Source organism: Acetobacter senegalensis, assembly GCF_001580995.1.
Taxonomy (GTDB): Bacteria; Pseudomonadota; Alphaproteobacteria; order Acetobacterales; family Acetobacteraceae; genus Acetobacter; species Acetobacter senegalensis.
Window position 1 is genome coordinate 55,134 of sequence record NZ_LHZU01000137.1, and the last position, 16,119, is coordinate 71,252.

Below are 16,119 nucleotides of genomic sequence, written 5' to 3' on the forward strand. Positions count from 1 at the left end.
GCCATGTTGCAGGACAAAGACCGGATCTTCACCAATCTTTATGGTCAGGATGATTGGAAGCTGGAGGGAGCCCGCAAGCGCGGAGACTGGGATAATACGGCAGCGATCCTCGCCAAGGGGCGGGATGGTGTTGTGGCGGAAATGAAAGCGTCCGGTCTGCGCGGGCGCGGTGGGGCAGGCTTCCCCACCGGGCTGAAATGGTCCTTCATGCCCAAGCAGTCAGATGGTCGGCCACATTATCTGGTGATTAACGGCGATGAATCCGAACCGGGCACATGCAAGGACCGCGAAGTCATGCGGCATGAGCCGCATAAGCTGATTGAAAGTGCGCTGATCGCTTCGTTCGCCATGGGGGCCCATGCTGCTTATATCTACATTCGCGGCGAGTTCTTTCGTGAAGCCGAACATCTCCAGTATGCAGTCGATGAAGCTTACGCGGCCGGGTTGCTTGGAAAAAATGCAGCCGGGACCGGATGGGATTTTGATTTCTACATTCATCGTGGCGCAGGGGCTTATATCTGCGGGGAAGAAACAGCCCTGCTGGAAAGCCTGGAAGGCAAAAAAGGCCAGCCGCGTATGAAACCGCCTTTCCCTGCCGGGGTAGGGTTGTATGGCTGCCCGACCACGGTGAACAACGTGGAAAGCATTTCAGTTGCCTCTACGATCATGCGGCGTGGGGCAAGCTGGTTTGCCGGGCTTGGGCGGCCCAATAATGCGGGTAGCAAACTCATGGCAATTTCCGGTCATGTGAATACGCCCTGTGTGTTTGAAGAAGAACTTGGCGTTCCGCTGAAGGACATTATCGAAAAGCATGGCGGTGGCGTACGGGGCGGCTGGGATAACCTGCTGGCCGTTATTCCTGGTGGCTGCTCCGTTCCGGTCCTGCCGAAATCCATCTGCGAAACAGTGTTGATGGATTATGACAGTTTACGCGCTGAGCGCTCTGGTTTGGGGACAGCGTGCATGATTGTCATGGATAAATCGACAGACATTATTGAGGCCATTGCCCGCTTCTCCCGCTTTTTCAAACATGAAAGCTGCGGACAGTGCACACCGTGCCGCGAAGGTACCGGGTGGATGATGCGCATGATGGACCGGATGGTGCAGGGGCGTGCCGAGCTTGAAGAAATTGATCTGCTTGAACAGGTCACGCGGCAGGTTGAAGGGCACACCATCTGCGCGCTGGGTGATGCGGCGGCATGGCCTATTCAAGGGTTGATCCGTCATTTCCGCCCTGAAATGGAAGCCCGTATTCGTCAGTACAAAGCCGCACTTGGCGGAACCGGTCTGGTGCAGGTGCCCGCGCACGGCGTGCCAGTGGCAGCGGAGTAAAAGCCATGGTGAGGGTTATTGTTGATGGAACGCCGGTTGATGTTGCTCCCGGTTCTTCCGCTCTTCAGGCGTGTGAAGCCGCAGGGAAGGAAATTCCCCGCTTCTGCTATCATGAACGCCTTTCCGTAGCAGGTAACTGCCGTATGTGCCTGGTGCAGGTTGTACGTGCGCCAAAGCCAGTTGCATCCTGTGGTTTTCCGGTTTCGGAAGGCATGGAAATTCTGACGGATACGGATGTGGTGCGCCGCGCCCGTCGGGCCGTAATGGAATTCCTGCTGATCAATCATCCGCTTGATTGCCCGATCTGTGATCAGGGTGGTGAATGTGATTTGCAGGACCAAGCTTATGGTTACGGCACCGGTATCTCCCGCTACCATGAAGACAAGCGTGCGGTAACGGACAAGAACCTCGGTCCGTTGGTGAAAACGGTAATGACGCGCTGCATTCAATGCACACGGTGCGTTCGTTTCACAACGGAAGTGGCGGGCACTCCTGAACTTGGCATGGTGTCACGCGGTGAAAACGCGGAAATTACCACTTATGTGGAAAAGGCCCTGACATCCGAGCTTTCAGGCAATCTGATTGATATCTGTCCTGTTGGTGCGCTGACAGCCAAACCCACGGCGTTTCATGCACGGTCCTGGGAATACAAAAAGACGGACAGCATTGATGTGCTGGATGCGCTGGGTACCAACATTCAGGTTCAGGCGCGCGGCGGCGAAGTGATGCGCATCGTGCCCCGTGTGAATGATGAAGTGAATGAAGAATGGCTGTCAGACAAAGCCCGTTTTTCAGTTGATGGCCTGAAGCGCCGGCGGCTTGATAAGCCGTGGGTGCGAGTGCATGGCAAACTTCATGCAGCCTCATGGCAGGATGCTTTTGTCTCTCTGGCTCGCAGGCTGGATGGTGTGTCTGGAGACAGGATTGGCGCGGTAGCGGGTGATCTGTGTGACGCAGAAAGCCTGTGCGCTTTAAAAGATCTTATGTCTGCACTGGGGTCATCCAACATAGACTGCCGTCAGGATGGGGCCTGGTATGATACCAGTGCCCGTGAAGGCTATCTGTTCAATAGTGATATTGTCGGAATTGACGAGGCAGACGCGCTCCTGATTGTGGGCTCAGTGCCCCGTCATGAAGCGCCTGTGTTGAACGCCCGTATCCGCAAGCGGTTTCTGCGGGCAGGGCGGGGCGGCTTCCCGATTGCGATGATCGGCGCATCCTCCGCTGACCCCACTTATGATGTCACGTTCCTTGGGGACGGGCCGGATGTTCTGACTTCTCTGCTTGATGGTAGCATTCCTTTTGCAGAAACACTGAAGTCAGCAAAGCGCCCCATGATCATTCTGGGGCATGGCGCGCTGACGCGGCGGGATGCTCAGGCGGTTTATGAAGCCTGTCGCACCTTGGCCGAACAGAGCGGTGCTATTGCAGATGGATGGAACGGGTTCAACATTCTGCACACCGCGGCTTCTCGAGTAGGGGCGCTTGATCTTGGTTTCCTGCCGGGGCCACGTGGTCTGGCCGCAGCCAATATGCTGCGGGGCGGGGTGGATGTTCTCTGGCTGATGGGCGCCGACGAATTCCCGATCGATAAAATCGCTCCCGAGACATTTGTGGTCTATCAGGGGCACCACGGAGACGCTGCCGCCGCCCGTGCTGACATTATCCTGCCGGGAGCGGCTTATACCGAAAAACCGGGCACGTATGTCAATATGGCAGGGCGTGTTCAACGGGCGTTCCGCGCTGTGTTCCCTCCGGGTGATGCGCGGGAAGACTGGCGTATTCTTCGGGCCTTTTCAGAAGTGGTCGGGCACACATTGCCGTATGACACACTGGAGGCTTTGCGCGCCAGAATGGTGGAGGTGAACCCCGTGTTTGCGTCCATTGGTTCTGTGGCGACACCACAGGCCCGCCTTCCGGCACAGGCCGAGGGGACTGCACAAAAAACAATAGCCGAGTTCAGTGCTGGTGCGTTCCGTCCGGCTATTGATGATTATTACCAGACAAACCCCATAAGCCGGGCTAGCCCGACCATGGCGGAATGTTCGCGCATTTACGCACCAGTGCGCGCAGTGGCGGCGGAGTAAGGGCTGATGGCGCAGTTTTTTTATCATACGCTGATAGGCCAGATTATTCTGATGGTTCTGGAAACGCTGGCCGTTCTGGTTCCGCTGCTGATTGGTGTAGCGTACCTCACATTGATGGAACGCAAGGTGATGGCCGCAATGCAGATGCGGCGCGGCCCGAACGTGAATGGTCTTTTTGGGCTGCTTCAGGCTTTTGCTGATGCCATCAAGATGATTTTCAAGGAAACGGTTATTCCCGCAGGGGCCAATAGGGCACTGTTTCTGTTTGCTCCGTTTCTAACATTCTCTCTGGCCATGCTGGCATGGGCGGTTATTCCCACGGGGAATGGTCTGGCCGTTGCGAATATCAATGTTGGTATTCTGTATCTGCTGGCTATTTCTTCATTGGGTGTTTACGGTATGCTCATTGCCGGGTGGGCGTCCAATTCAAAATACGCCTTTCTCGGTGGTCTGCGGTCCGCAGCGCAGATGGTCTCCTACGAAGTGTCGATCGGGCTTGTCATCGTCTCTGTTCTGTTGGCGGTGGGCAGCCTGAACCTGAACGACATTGTGCTGGCGCAACGGCATGTGTGGTTCTGCCTGCCCATGTTCCCGATGTTCATCGTGTTTTTTATCTCGGCGCTGGCGGAAACCAACCGGGCACCATTTGATCTTCCTGAAGGGGAAAGTGAACTGGTAGCCGGGTTCTTTGTTGAATATTCCTCGCTGGCATTTGGTCTCTTCTTCCTTGGCGAATATGCCAACATGATCCTGATGTCGGCCATGGTCAGCATTCTTTTTCTTGGCGGCTGGATGCCTCCGCTGGGTATTGCGCCGTTCACATGGGTACCTGGCCCCCTGTGGCTGATTTGCAAAATCCTGTTCTGCCTGTTCGTGTTTATCTGGGTGCGGGCCACATTCCCCCGTTATCGGTATGACCAGCTTATGCGGTTGGGTTGGAAGATTTTCCTACCGTTCTCCCTACTGTGGATGATTGGAACCGCAGGCTTCCTTATGGCTACGGGCCTGCTGCCTCAGGCTGGAGGTGTAAACTGATGAGTACTCTTGGAAAAACCTTCCGGTCCTTTCTGTTGGCCGAACTGGCGGCAGGCATGGCGTCCACTTTCAAGATGATGTTCAAGCCGAAAGTCACGCTGAACTATCCTTATGAAAAAGGGCCGCTGTCTCCGCGTTTTCGCGGTGAGCATGCATTGCGCCGTTATCCCAATGGGGAAGAACGCTGCATTGCCTGCAAGCTGTGCGAAGCCACATGCCCCGCTGAAGCCATTACAATTGAGGCTGAAGAACGGGACGATGGTTCCCGCCGCACCACACGCTATGACATTGACATGACCAAATGCATCTATTGCGGTCTGTGCGAGGAAGCGTGCCCGGTTGACGCCATTGTTGAAGGCCCGAACTACGAATTTGCAACCGAAACGCGTGAAGAGCTGATGTACAACAAGGACAAGCTGCTCGCGAATGGAGACCGTTGGGAGGCTCTGCTGGCCCGACGGTTGGAACTTGATGCGCCTTATCGCTGAGATGATGCAGGCCATGTCCTGGCAGGAGGTAAGCTGATGATACCGCAGCTTGTATTTTACGTTTTTGCGACGGTGCTGCTTGTATCCGCCACAATGGTTATTACGGCGCGCAACCCGGTGCATTCGGTGCTGTTTCTCATTCTCGCGTTTTTCAATGCGGCGGGCCTGTTTCTGGTGGCCGGGGCCGAATTCCTGGCGATGCTGCTGGTGATTGTCTATGTGGGCGCGGTCGCTGTTCTGTTCCTGTTTGTGGTCATGATGCTGGATATTGATTTCACGCAGATGCGGGAAGGCTTTCAGCGTCATGCCCCGATCGGCGCGTGCGTGGGCGGCATCTTGTTTGTTGAGCTCATCATGGCGCTGGGGAACTGGAAAATGGCCCCCGATACGGGCATCGCCCCGCTGAGCGGCGCACCGGGCCTGACGAACACAGCCGCCTTGGGCACGTTGATTTACACCCATTATGTTCTGCTGTTCCAATCCTGCGGTCTTGTGCTGCTGGTGGCCATGATCGGGGCCATTGTGCTCACACTGCGCCAGACCAATACAGGCCGCCGTCAGGACATCAGCAAACAGCATGCACGCACACGTGAAGACACGCTGGTGCTTGTAGATCTGCCACTTGGCGAAAATGTGTTGGGTAACGGTGGTTTCCTCCGTCCCCACACATCCTATTACGAAAATGCAGTCCCCGGATCATACGGATCAGGAGGGCAGGCGGAGGCAGACAAAAGGGAGACCGGCGCATGACGCCCGCAATCGCCCCCATTGGGCTTGGCCCTTATCTGATTGTCAGCGCAGCATTGCTGGTGCTGGGTGTGTTTGGCATTTTCCTGAACCGGAAAAACGTCATCATCATCCTGATGTCCATGGAATTGATCCTGCTGTCTGCAAACCTCAATTTTGTTGCGTTTTCTTCCGCCCATGCAGATCTTTCTGGGCAGATCATGGTGCTGTTTGTGCTGACCATTGCAGCAGCAGAAGCAGCAATTGGTCTGGCTATTGTCACGGTCTATTTCCGCAACCGTGGATCCATCCAGGTTGAAGACGTTACGATGATGAAGGGATGAGCGGACTCATGCAGACCGATCTTCACCTGTTTGCCACGGCTATCCTCCTGCCTTTGGCAGGGGCGGTTGTTGCGGGGCTGGGTGGTCGCCTTTTGGGCGATGCCATGGCCAAGATTATAACCATTGGCTGCATGGGCGTTGCAGCGCTGTGTGGTGTTGGTGCTCTTTATGGCGGCTGGTCCGCCGGTTTTGCGCTGCAGACTGTGCCATTGGCCGATTGGGTGAACGCAGGCGGTTTTCACGCCACCTGGACCCTACGGTTTGATACGCTTTCTGTGACCATGACGGCCATGGTGCTGTGTGTGTCTCTGCTGGTGCATTGTTACAGCCTTGGCTACATGAGCCACGAAACCATGCCGACTTATCGGTTTTTTTCGTATCTCTCACTGTTTACCTTCGCCATGCTCATGCTGGTGTCCTCGAATGATCTCATCCAGTTGTTCTTCGGGTGGGAAGGGGTTGGTCTGGCCAGCTATCTGCTGATTGGCTACTGGTATGATCGGCCTTCCGCCACAGCAGCGGCGATCAAAGCATTTGTGGTCAACCGCGTGGCTGACCTGTTCTTCCTCGTCGGGATCGGGCTGGTGTATGTTCTGTTTCATACCGTTCAGTATGATCAGATTTTTGCAACGGTTCCTCAGGTTCTTGGTGCGTCCTATTCCCTGTTTGGCACCACGTTCAACATGATGGAAGTGATCTGCTTCCTGCTGTTTGTGGGGGCCATGGGCAAATCCGCCCAGCTTTTCCTCCATACGTGGTTGCCGGACGCCATGGAGGGGCCAACGCCAGTTTCTGCCCTTATTCATGCAGCAACAATGGTCACGGCTGGCGTGTTCCTGATGGCGCGTATGTCTCCCTTGCTGGAGTTCGCACCCGGCACGCGGATGTTTGTGATCTTTATTGGGGCCACCACCTGTTTCTTTGCCGCTACGGTCGGCATGGTGCAGCCAGATATCAAACGCACCATCGCGTATTCCACCTGTTCACAGCTTGGCTACATGTTTGCGGCTGTGGGCGTGGGGGCGTATCAGGCATCTGTTTTCCATCTGACCACGCATGCCTTTTTCAAAGCACTTCTGTTTCTTGGCGCAGGCTCTGTCATTCACGCTGTGCATGATGAGCAGAACATGTTCCGTATGGGCGGTTTGTGGAAAAAACTGCCGCTGACATACGCTGTTATGTGGATTGGTAGCCTTGCGCTGGCCGGTGTGTTTCCGTTCGCGGGATATTGGTCCAAGGATGCCATTCTGAACGCCTTGTGGGCCAGTGGCAGCAGCATGAGCCATTATGCCTGGACACTTGGCACCATTACGGCGTTCATCACGGCCTTTTATAGCTGGCGCCTGCTGTTTCTTGTGTTCCATGGCGCACCGGCAGACGAGCATGTGCGTGATGCCGCGCATGAAAGCCCTGCGGTTATGACCATACCTCTGGTGCTGTTGGCTATTGGTGCCGTGGTGGCAGGCGTTGCTCTGGCACCGTATTATATCGGCGCAAAGCAGGATCTGTTCTGGAACGGGGCCATTTTCAACGCGCCGGGCAACAGCATTATGGAAACATTTGAGCATGTTCCCGCGCTGATCGGCCTGTTGCCTTCCATTGCCGGGCTGGCAGGGATTGCTCTGGCGTATGTGTTCTATGTGGCGTCTCCCGCATTGCCTGCCTCCATGGCGCGGTCTTTTGGTCCGGTTTATCGCTTTCTGCTCAACAAATGGTATTTTGACGAACTCTACACAGTTATTTTTGTCCGTCCCTATGCCGCCATTGCGCGCGTGCTGTGGAAAGAGGGGGATGAAGGCGCTGTGGAAGGGCTGCCACGTGATCTGGTGCGTGCAACCGTTACGGGCGCATCGGAGGCCGTCAAACTCCAGACCGGCTCCATTGCCATTTATGCCTTCACCATGCTGGCGGGCCTTGTGGTGCTGCTGACCGTCGCCCTGTGCGGATGAGGGGTGGATGATGTCGTTTTTTTTCCTTTTTGATATCTGTAGTGAACGGAGTGCAGTGCGATGAGTGCGACCTCGGTCAACTGGGCGCTGGCTCTGCCGGAAATCACACTTGCACTTTCCGGCTTGATCATTCTGGTTGTGGGCGTGTTGCAGCGACGGGGGGAAGGGTTCTTTCCTTGCTCCATGCTGACGGTTGCCGCCTTTGTGGGGTGTGGGTTTCTGGTGGCCCTTTCGCCCGACGGCGCGGGTTATGCCGGTACCTTTGTGAATGACAGCTTTGCACGCTTCATGAAAATTCTGGCACTGGTGGGTGGCCTTCTGGCAACTATTGTCACCGTAGGGTACCGTGGTGAGGACCGGCATGATCCGGGAGCGTTACCGTTTGAAACGCCTATCCTCATGCTGTTTTCAACCCTCGGTGCCATGATCATGGCATCCTCCGCCAATCTCATGACCCTGTTTGTCGGATTGGAACTATCTTCTCTCTCCATCTACATTCTCTGTGCTCTGGAGCGGGACCGGGTTACGTCTTCTGAAGCCGGATTGAAATATTTTGTTCTGGGCTCCCTGGCTTCCGGGCTGCTGCTGTATGGCATGTCTCTGGTCTATGGTTACGCAGGCACCATGGAATATACGGGGCTGATTGCCGCCATCCATGCGTCAGGAACACTGCCACCAGGGTTGATTGTTGGCATTGTGTTCGTGGTGGTGGGGCTGTGTTTCAAGCTTTCCGCCGTTCCCTTCCATATGTGGACGCCTGATGTCTATCAGGGGGCACCAACGCCGGTAACAGCCTATATGGCGGGTGCGCCCAAATTTGCCGCCTTCGCTCTGTTTCTGCGTGTCATGGTCGGGCCGTTCGGTGCGGTTGCGCCTCGCTGGCAGATCCTGATTGAAACCGCTTCCATGCTCTCCATGGTTTATGGGGCTTTCGCGGCCATACCGCAGACGGATATCAAGCGTCTTATGGCGTATTCTTCCATTGGTCACATGGGGTACGCCATGATGGGGCTGGCATCGGCTTCAGCAGCAGGGGTAAGGGCAACCCTGATTTATCTTGCAGCCTATCTGGTCATGAATGCAGGGGTTTTTGCCGGAATTGCGGCAATGCGTCGCAAAGGGCGTGAAGTGACGGCCATTTCCGATCTTGCCGGGCTGAGCAAGACCGACCCCGGCATGGCGGCAGCACTAGCTATCTTCATGTTCAGCATGGTCGGCGCACCGCCACTGGCCGGGTTCTTCGGCAAGTTCATGGTATTTGCGGCCGCGTGGCAGGCTGGCCTTTATGTGCTGGTCGTTGTAGGGGCTGTCTCCAGTATTGTGGGCGCTTACTATTACCTGCGTGTTGTAAAGGTGATGTATTTTGATGCGCCAGCAGAAGGGCTGGACCGGCCCGCACCCAGCCTGCTGTTTGTTTCGGGCGGCATGGGGCTGGCCACGGTGTTCTTCATTCTGGTTCTCGGACCACTGATGAACATGGCACAGCAGGCGGCCCTGGCTCTGGCTGGCTGAAGGAGATGGAATGAAGGCAGTTTGTCCGCCTTGGCGGCTGGAATGTCATGATGAACTGACTTCAACCTCGGATGTATGCCTTGAACGGGCCAGAGCGGGTGAAAAGCCTGGTCTGGCCCTTCTGGCTTTGCGCCAGACAAAGGGGCGGGGCAGCCGGGGGCGGAACTGGGTTGATGCAGGGCAAAGCCTCGCTCTTTCCATGCTTCTTGATGGCCAGCAGGCGGGGCAGGATGCTCTGGGCGGTTGGCCCTTTCTTGCGTCCCTTGCTTTTTTTGAAGGCTTGGCAGAGACCATGCCCGCCGCCCGTGATCATCTGATGATCAAATGGCCCAATGATATTCTGCTGGATGGGCAGAAACTGGGCGGCATTCTGATCGAGCGGGAAGGGCGATGCCTCATTATCGGTATGGGTGCCAATCTGGCGCGGTCTCCGGCAACGGACGCCATAGGGCGGGAGGCAGCTTTTCTGGGGCGATACGGAGAGCCTCCTCATCCGCGTGCTGTGGCGGAGGCCATTCTGGCACAGATCACACACTGGCGGGATGTCTGGGAGCACCAGGGGTTTGGTATTCTGTGTGCGGAATGGATGAAACGGGCGCATCCCGTGGGCACGCCTCTTGTGGTAAACGGCGGGACTACTTATGAAAAGGGGCGGTTTGCAGGGCTGGCCGCAGATGGTCGGCTGCTGCTTGAAACGGAAAACGGGATGAAAACGGTCGCAACAGGAGATATCCTGCTGGCATCACAGGGGGCAGGACGTGCTGCTCGTCATTGATGCAGGCAACACAAATGTGGTGTTTGCCGTGCATGATGGTGCAAAGTGGCGGGGTACGTGGCGTATTACCATGCAGGCGCAGCGTACGTCTGATGAATATGCTGTCTGGCTGCTGGCGCTTCTGCGGATGCAGGGGATCTCTGCTGATGATGTTGAGGGCGCTGTTATTGGCACGGTGGTGCCTGCCGCCCTTTATCATCTGCGTACGCTTTGCCGCCAGTGGTTTGCGGTTGAACCTCTTCTGGCATCAGCCCGGTTGGACTGGGGCTTTGTAATCAAGACGGATAACCCCGATGAAGTTGGGGTGGACCGTCTTTTAAATGGTCTGGCGGCACACCATCTGTATGGTGGACCGTTAACAGTTATTGATTTTGGCACGGCCACCACGTTTGATGTGGTGGATAGTGAAGGCAGTTATTGCGGTGGTGTGATTGCGCCGGGGATCAATCTGTCTGTTGAAGCCTTGCATCAGGCTGCGGCACGTCTGCCGCGTATTGGTGTGGGGCGCCCGGCAGTTGATTCCGTTATCGGGCGTAATACCGTTACGGCTATGCGCTCAGGGGTGTTCTGGGGGTATGTGGGTTTGATCGAGGGGATCGTCGAGAGGATCAGGCGGGAAGTCGGGCAGGATATGAAAGTGCTCGCAACCGGCGGTCTGGCTCCGCTCTTCTCGGAAGGAACAACGGTGTTTGACCACGTGGATTCAATGCTGACCCTGAACGGGCTGCGGATATTGGCGGGGCGGAATCCCTTGCCGCGTCTTACAATCGAAAAAGATGTTTTGACAGAAGGATAGTACATCTAATGACAGACCAGAACGGCGATTTCGCCTTTCTGCCCTTGGGCGGAACGGGCGAGATTGGCATGAATCTTAATCTCTATCGCCTGGGGGAAACCTGGCTGGCGATAGATTGCGGTATTGGTTTTAGCGGAAACGACACACCGGAAGCTGAAATTCTGGTGCCTGATCCCACCTTTATTGCAGAACGTCGGGACCAGTTGGCAGGGTTGGTGATTACCCACGCCCATGAAGACCATATTGGCGCGGTGGCTCATCTGTGGCCGCTTCTGCAGTGCCCCGTTTACGTGACCCCTTTTGCTGGGGCCGTGCTGCGCCGCAAACTGGGTGAAGCCCGCCTGCTTCAGGAAGTGCCGATTCACGTCATCCCTTGTGGTGGCACGTTTGATGTCGGGCCTTTCAATCTTGAGTTCATTCCCGTTACCCATTCCGTGCCAGAAGCGCAGAGCGTTGTTCTGCGCACGCCCGCAGGGATTGTGGTGCATACCGGGGACTGGAAACTTGATCCGGACCCGCTTGTTGGCCCGCCAACGGATATCAAACGCCTGAAGGAAGTGGGTGAGGAAGGGGTTCTGGCTCTGGTGTGTGACAGCACCAACGTGATGAAGCCCGGTGCCTCCCAGTCCGAATCGGAAGTGCGTCGGAGCATGACGGACCTGATCGGCAGCCTTAAAGGCCGTATCGCCGTTACCTGCTTTGCGTCCAACGTAGCCCGCGTTGAAACCATTGCCATGGCTGCACAGGCGGCCGGCCGCACGGTGGTTCTGGTTGGCCGCTCCCTGCGCAATCTGGATGTTGCCGCGCGTGAATGCGGATATCTGTCTGGTGTTCTGCCGTTCCTGAACGAGCAGGATGCGAATGATGTGCCGGATGATCAGACGGTCATGATCATTACCGGGAGCCAGGGTGAGCCGCGCTCTGCCTTGTCCCGCATCTCACTGGATATTCACCCCAACATTTCTCTGGGTGAGGGTGATACGGTCATCTATTCCAGCCGTATGATTCCGGGTAACGAGCGCGCCATTATGGCGGTGCAGGACAATCTGTCCCGTCGTGGCGTGCGCGTGATTACGGATAAAGACCATTTTGTGCATGTATCGGGTCACGCCACGGGCGGTGACGTGAGCACCATGTATGATCTGATCAAGCCGCAATATGCTGTGCCGGTTCACGGCGAATGGCGTCACCTCACGGCACATGCCGCATTGGCGCAGGATAAGGGTATTGCCCCCATTCTGCTTGAAGATGGCGATATTCTGCGTCTTGCTCCGGGCAAGGCCGAAGTGGTGGATACTGCACCCAGCGGCCGTCTGGCGCTGGATGGTGGCCGTCTGCTGCCAATGAATGGTGGCGTTCTGGCGGCGCGTCGCAAGATGCTGTTCAACGGTGTGGTAATTGCCAGCTTTGCGGTGGATGACGAAGGGTTTGTTATCGGCGAGCCCAAACTGAGCGCGCCCGGCCTGCTGGACCCGGATGATCTGGAAAGCGTGCGCGTGCGTGAAGAATTCGCCAACGCGCTGGATGTTATTCCCGATGAACTGCGGAATGATGATCAGGCGTTCCGTGATGCCGCCAAGACGGCACTGCGCCGGGCTCTGGGGCGTAAGCTTCAGAAGCGCCCGCTGGTGGATGTGCACGTTCTGCGTGTCTGAAGCCTTTGCCTGCATGATAGGCACATAAGCCGTGGAAGGAAGCCCGCATGATGCGGGTTTTCTTTATGGGCACAGTGCTTTACAGCAGAAGATGTTCAGGAATTTTTCGGGTAGACCCTGCTGTGGTCTGCCTTACAGACAAGGTTGAGTACGACCATGCGTCTTTCGCGCAGTTTTCTCCCTACCCTTAAAGAAAACCCGGCAGAGGCGCAGATCGTCTCTCACCGGCTGATGCTTCGTGCAGGGCTGGTCCGGCAGACGGCGTCCGGTATCTATGCGTGGTTGCCAGCGGGGCTGAAGGTGCTGCGCAACATCAGCCAGATTGTGCGTGAAGAGCAGGATAGCATTGGCGCGCAGGAAGTGCTGATGCCCACCCTTCAGTCTGCTGATCTGTGGAAGCGTTCGGGCCGGTATGATGCTTACGGGCCGGAAATGCTGCGCATTCAGGACCGGCACAAGCGGGAATTGCTGTATGGGCCGACTAATGAGGAAATGATTACAGATCTGTTCGGGCAGACTGTTAAATCCTACAAGGAACTGCCGCAGGTTCTGTATCATATCCAGTGGAAATTCCGTGACGAAATGCGCCCCCGGTTTGGTGTGATGCGCGGCCGTGAATTTCTGATGAAAGACGCCTACAGCTTTGATTTGGATTATGCCTCCGCCGTTGCAAGTTACCAGCGGATGATGTTGGCGTATCTGCGTACGTTCCAGCGGTTGGGCGTGCGGGCCGTGCCCATGCGGGCTGATACTGGTCCCATTGGCGGGGAGCTCAGTCATGAATTCCTTATCCTGGCCCCCACGGGTGAGAGCGGCGTGTTCTATGATGCCGCGCTGGAAGATCAGGACTGGCTGGATGAACCTGTCGATGTAAACAGCCCGTTGGCGCTGGAAACCTTCTATAAGCGGGTGACCACGCCGTATGCCGCCACCGATGAAATGCATGACACCACGGCGTGGGACGCCGTGCCGGAAGAGCGTCGGCGTGAAGGCCGTGGCGTTGAAGTGGGACACATTTTCCACTTCGGTACCAAATACACCAAGGCCATGGATATCAGCGTAAGCGCGCCTGATGGTTCTCAGATCTACCCGGAAATGGGGTCATACGGCATTGGTGTCTCCCGCTTGGCCGGAGCAATTATCGAGGCCAGCCATGATGAAAACGGGATCATCTGGCCAGATGCCGTAGCACCCTTCAAGGCCGCAATTCTGAACCTGAAAGTGGGGGATGAAACGTGCGATGCCGTGTGTGAACGCATCTATAATGTGGATACGGAAGCCTTCCTGTATGACGACCGCACGGATCGGGCTGGCGCCAAATTTGCTGATGCGGATCTGATGGGGCATCCGTGGCAGATTGTGGTCGGGCCACGGAGCGCAAAGGAAGGGCGTGTCGAACTCAAGCGCCGTGCGACAGGCGAGCGGCATGATTTGAGCGTGGATGACGCTCTGGCACTGGTTCTGGCAGGCTGAGCATGTTTGGTCCCTTCGAGCGGGCAATAGCCGGGCGGTACCTCCGGGCGCGCCGTGGTGAGCGGTTTGTGTCTGTCATCGCCATTTTCTCGCTGGTGGGGATCGCACTTGGTGTGGCCACGCTCATTATCGTCATGGCGGTAATGAACGGGTTCCAGGCAGATCTGATGGACCGCATTCTTGGTCTGAATGGTGATCTGAGCATTTATGGATCAGGCCGGACCATCTCCCATTATGAAGAGGTAACAGACCGGGTGCGCAAGGTGCCCGGCGTTATCAGTGCAACCCCGCTGGTGGAAGGGCAGGTGCTTCTGAGCGCTGGCTCTTTCAATTCTGGCGGCGTGGTGCACGGCATGACCAAACAGGGACTGCTGGACCTTAAAGGGGTAAGCTCCTCTCTGGTGGCCGGGTCTCTGGATGATTTTGAAGGGGATGATGCTGTGGCCGTTGGGGTCACGCTTGCGTCCCGTGCAGGCCTCTCCATCGGGTCGCGTATTACGCTGATTTCACCGGAGGGCGCGGCAACGGCTTTTGGTACCGTACCGCGTGTGCGGGCCTACCATATTGTTGCGATTTTTGATGCTGGCGTGAATGACTACAATGCCAGCTACGTGTTCCTGCCCATGCATGCCGCGCAGGTTTACTTTCAGATGCCGGACAAGGTCACGCAGATTCAGGTCATGGTGCAGGACGCCCAGAATGTCCGGCCCGTAACCATGCGGATCATCAATGCGGTGGGTGATCCCGGCCTGCGTGTGTTGGACTGGACAAACGCCAACAATGCTCTGTTTGGCGCGGTGCAGGTGGAACAGAACGTCATGTTCCTGATCCTGACACTTATTATTCTTGTGGCAGCCTTCAATGTGATCTCGTCGCTGATCATGATGGTCAAAGACAAGACAGGGGATATTGCCGTGTTGCGCACCATTGGGGCCAGCCGGGGCGCCATCATGCGCATTTTTCTGATGTGTGGTGCCTCCGTAGGCGTAACAGGCACGGTGGCTGGTACAGTTCTGGGCGTGGTGTTCTGCATGAATATCGAGCGTATCAGGCAGGCCCTACAATCCCTGACAGGCACCAATCTCTTTAATCCCGAAGTTTATTACCTTACGCACCTTCCCGCCAAACTGGTGTGGGGGCAGGTGGGAGAAGTGATTGCCATGGCGCTTACACTGTCTCTGCTGGCGACACTTTATCCGTCCTGGCGTGCCGCACGAACGGATCCGGTCGAGGCTCTGCGTCATGAATAAGGTGGTTCTACGTCTGCAGGGCGTCAAAAAGACCTACCGTAGCGGGGAGGACGGATCTCTCCCGGTTTTGCAGGGCGCGGATTTTGTCCTGCATACGGGAGAACTTGTGGCCCTTGTCGCCCCTTCGGGCACGGGGAAATCAACGCTTCTGCATCTGGCGGGATTGCTTGATACGCCTGATGAGGGTGAGATTGAAATCTGTGGCCAGAGCACGCGCGGATTGGCAGATGCCGGACGCACGGCTCTGCGGCGTGATGAAATCGGGTTTGTGTACCAGTTTCATCACCTGTTGGCTGAATTCACGGCGCAGGAAAATGTGATGTTGCCGCAGATGATTGCTGGCACCCGGAAGGCTGATGCTCGTGCACGGGCGGATGAACTGCTGGATATGTTCGGCCTGAAGCATCGGCTGAAGCATCTGCCGGGCAAGTTGTCGGGCGGTGAGCAACAGCGTGTGGCGATAGCCCGCGCTTTGGCCAACCGGCCAGCCTTGCTTCTGGCGGATGAACCGACAGGCAATCTGGATGTGCGTACGGCGGATGCTGTTTTTACAGAACTGATGGCTGCAGTGAGGGATCAGGGGCTGGCTGCTTTGGTGGCCACCCATAATGAAGAACTCCTGAGCCGGATGGATCGCGTGATCACCCTTCGGGACGGGCACGTGGTGGCGCGCTGAGATCAGCCACCACCACCGTTA

At 56.5% G+C, this 16,119-nt stretch carries 14 protein-coding genes; all 14 read left to right on the forward strand.

Going from position 1 to position 16,119, the window contains the following annotated elements:
- Positions 1-3 precede the first annotated feature (3 nt).
- The 14 genes from nuoF (at position 4) to AD948_RS11510 (ending at position 16,098) form a co-directional block, all read left to right on the forward strand.
- Positions 4-1,332, forward strand: coding sequence for an NADH-quinone oxidoreductase subunit NuoF (gene nuoF, locus AD948_RS11445; protein WP_061472083.1), 1,329 nt, complete (start codon positions 4-6; stop codon positions 1,330-1,332).
- Positions 1,333-1,337: 5 nt separating this feature from the next.
- A complete protein-coding gene (gene nuoG, locus AD948_RS11450; protein WP_061472084.1) occupies positions 1,338-3,419 on the forward strand; it encodes an NADH-quinone oxidoreductase subunit NuoG in 2,082 nt (693 codons plus the stop codon).
- A gap of 6 nt (positions 3,420-3,425) precedes the next feature.
- Positions 3,426-4,454 (forward strand): NADH-quinone oxidoreductase subunit NuoH, encoded by a 1,029-nt coding sequence (gene nuoH / locus AD948_RS11455; RefSeq protein ID WP_061472085.1) that lies wholly within the window; start codon positions 3,426-3,428, stop codon positions 4,452-4,454.
- Positions 4,454-4,942 carry an NADH-quinone oxidoreductase subunit NuoI gene (gene nuoI / locus AD948_RS11460; RefSeq protein ID WP_061472086.1) on the forward strand — a complete coding sequence of 163 codons (489 nt, stop codon included), beginning with the start codon at positions 4,454-4,456 and terminating at the stop codon, positions 4,940-4,942. The genes nuoH and nuoI overlap by 1 nt, the downstream gene beginning before the upstream one ends.
- Before the next feature lie 36 nt (positions 4,943-4,978).
- Complete coding sequence (locus AD948_RS11465) at positions 4,979-5,692, forward strand: NADH-quinone oxidoreductase subunit J (RefSeq protein WP_006558248.1); 714 nt, start codon at positions 4,979-4,981, stop codon at positions 5,690-5,692.
- Positions 5,689-6,012, forward strand: coding sequence for an NADH-quinone oxidoreductase subunit NuoK (gene nuoK / locus AD948_RS11470; RefSeq protein WP_006558249.1), 324 nt, complete (start codon positions 5,689-5,691; stop codon positions 6,010-6,012). Before AD948_RS11465 ends, nuoK begins: the two co-directional genes overlap by 4 nt.
- 8 nt (positions 6,013-6,020) lie before the next feature.
- The gene (nuoL, locus tag AD948_RS11475) at positions 6,021-7,961 is read left to right on the forward strand and encodes an NADH-quinone oxidoreductase subunit L (RefSeq protein ID WP_061472104.1); all 1,941 of its coding nucleotides are present in this window, start codon (positions 6,021-6,023) and stop codon (positions 7,959-7,961) included.
- A gap of 60 nt (positions 7,962-8,021) precedes the next feature.
- Positions 8,022-9,473: an NADH-quinone oxidoreductase subunit NuoN gene (gene nuoN, locus AD948_RS11480; protein ID WP_061472087.1), complete on the forward strand. Its 1,452-nt coding sequence runs from the start codon at positions 8,022-8,024 to the stop codon at positions 9,471-9,473.
- A gap of 10 nt (positions 9,474-9,483) precedes the next feature.
- A complete protein-coding gene (locus AD948_RS11485; RefSeq protein WP_061472088.1) occupies positions 9,484-10,248 on the forward strand; it encodes a biotin--[acetyl-CoA-carboxylase] ligase in 765 nt (254 codons plus the stop codon).
- Complete coding sequence (locus AD948_RS11490; protein ID WP_006558253.1) at positions 10,232-11,044, forward strand: type III pantothenate kinase; 813 nt, start codon at positions 10,232-10,234, stop codon at positions 11,042-11,044. The genes AD948_RS11485 and AD948_RS11490 overlap by 17 nt, the downstream gene beginning before the upstream one ends.
- 8 nt (positions 11,045-11,052) lie before the next feature.
- Positions 11,053-12,699, forward strand: a complete 1,647-nt coding sequence (locus tag AD948_RS11495; RefSeq protein ID WP_006558254.1) for a ribonuclease J — start codon at positions 11,053-11,055, stop codon at positions 12,697-12,699.
- Positions 12,700-12,855: 156 nt separating this feature from the next.
- Positions 12,856-14,172, forward strand: coding sequence for a proline--tRNA ligase (gene proS, locus AD948_RS11500; protein WP_035380829.1), 1,317 nt, complete (start codon positions 12,856-12,858; stop codon positions 14,170-14,172).
- 2 nt (positions 14,173-14,174) lie between these two features.
- Positions 14,175-15,422, forward strand: a complete 1,248-nt coding sequence (locus AD948_RS11505) for a lipoprotein-releasing ABC transporter permease subunit (RefSeq protein WP_006558256.1) — start codon at positions 14,175-14,177, stop codon at positions 15,420-15,422.
- Entirely contained in the window at positions 15,415-16,098 is a 684-nt protein-coding gene (locus tag AD948_RS11510; RefSeq protein WP_039903997.1) for an ABC transporter ATP-binding protein, read from the forward strand. Before AD948_RS11505 ends, AD948_RS11510 begins: the two co-directional genes overlap by 8 nt.
- Positions 16,099-16,119 lie beyond the last annotated feature (21 nt).

Excerpts from the sequence above, each read along its gene's own strand:
- nuoK (WP_006558249.1), top strand. The coding sequence starts at position 5,689 with ATGACGCCCGCAATCGCCCCCATTGGGCTTGGCCCTTATCTGATTGTC.
- nuoH (WP_061472085.1), top strand. The coding sequence starts at position 3,426 with ATGGCGCAGTTTTTTTATCATACGCTGATAGGCCAGATTATTCTGATG.
- nuoI (WP_061472086.1), top strand. The coding sequence starts at position 4,454 with ATGAGTACTCTTGGAAAAACCTTCCGGTCCTTTCTGTTGGCCGAACTG.
- AD948_RS11505 (WP_006558256.1), top strand. The coding sequence starts at position 14,175 with ATGTTTGGTCCCTTCGAGCGGGCAATAGCCGGGCGGTACCTCCGGGCG.
- AD948_RS11465 (WP_006558248.1), top strand. The coding sequence starts at position 4,979 with ATGATACCGCAGCTTGTATTTTACGTTTTTGCGACGGTGCTGCTTGTA.
- AD948_RS11485 (WP_061472088.1), top strand. The coding sequence starts at position 9,484 with ATGAAGGCAGTTTGTCCGCCTTGGCGGCTGGAATGTCATGATGAACTG.
- nuoL (WP_061472104.1), top strand. The coding sequence starts at position 6,021 with ATGCAGACCGATCTTCACCTGTTTGCCACGGCTATCCTCCTGCCTTTG.
- nuoF (WP_061472083.1), top strand. The coding sequence starts at position 4 with ATGTTGCAGGACAAAGACCGGATCTTCACCAATCTTTATGGTCAGGAT.
- nuoN (WP_061472087.1), top strand. The coding sequence starts at position 8,022 with ATGAGTGCGACCTCGGTCAACTGGGCGCTGGCTCTGCCGGAAATCACA.
- AD948_RS11495 (WP_006558254.1), top strand. The coding sequence starts at position 11,053 with ATGACAGACCAGAACGGCGATTTCGCCTTTCTGCCCTTGGGCGGAACG.
- AD948_RS11510 (WP_039903997.1), top strand. The coding sequence starts at position 15,415 with ATGAATAAGGTGGTTCTACGTCTGCAGGGCGTCAAAAAGACCTACCGT.
- nuoG (WP_061472084.1), top strand. The coding sequence starts at position 1,338 with ATGGTGAGGGTTATTGTTGATGGAACGCCGGTTGATGTTGCTCCCGGT.
- proS (WP_035380829.1), top strand. The coding sequence starts at position 12,856 with ATGCGTCTTTCGCGCAGTTTTCTCCCTACCCTTAAAGAAAACCCGGCA.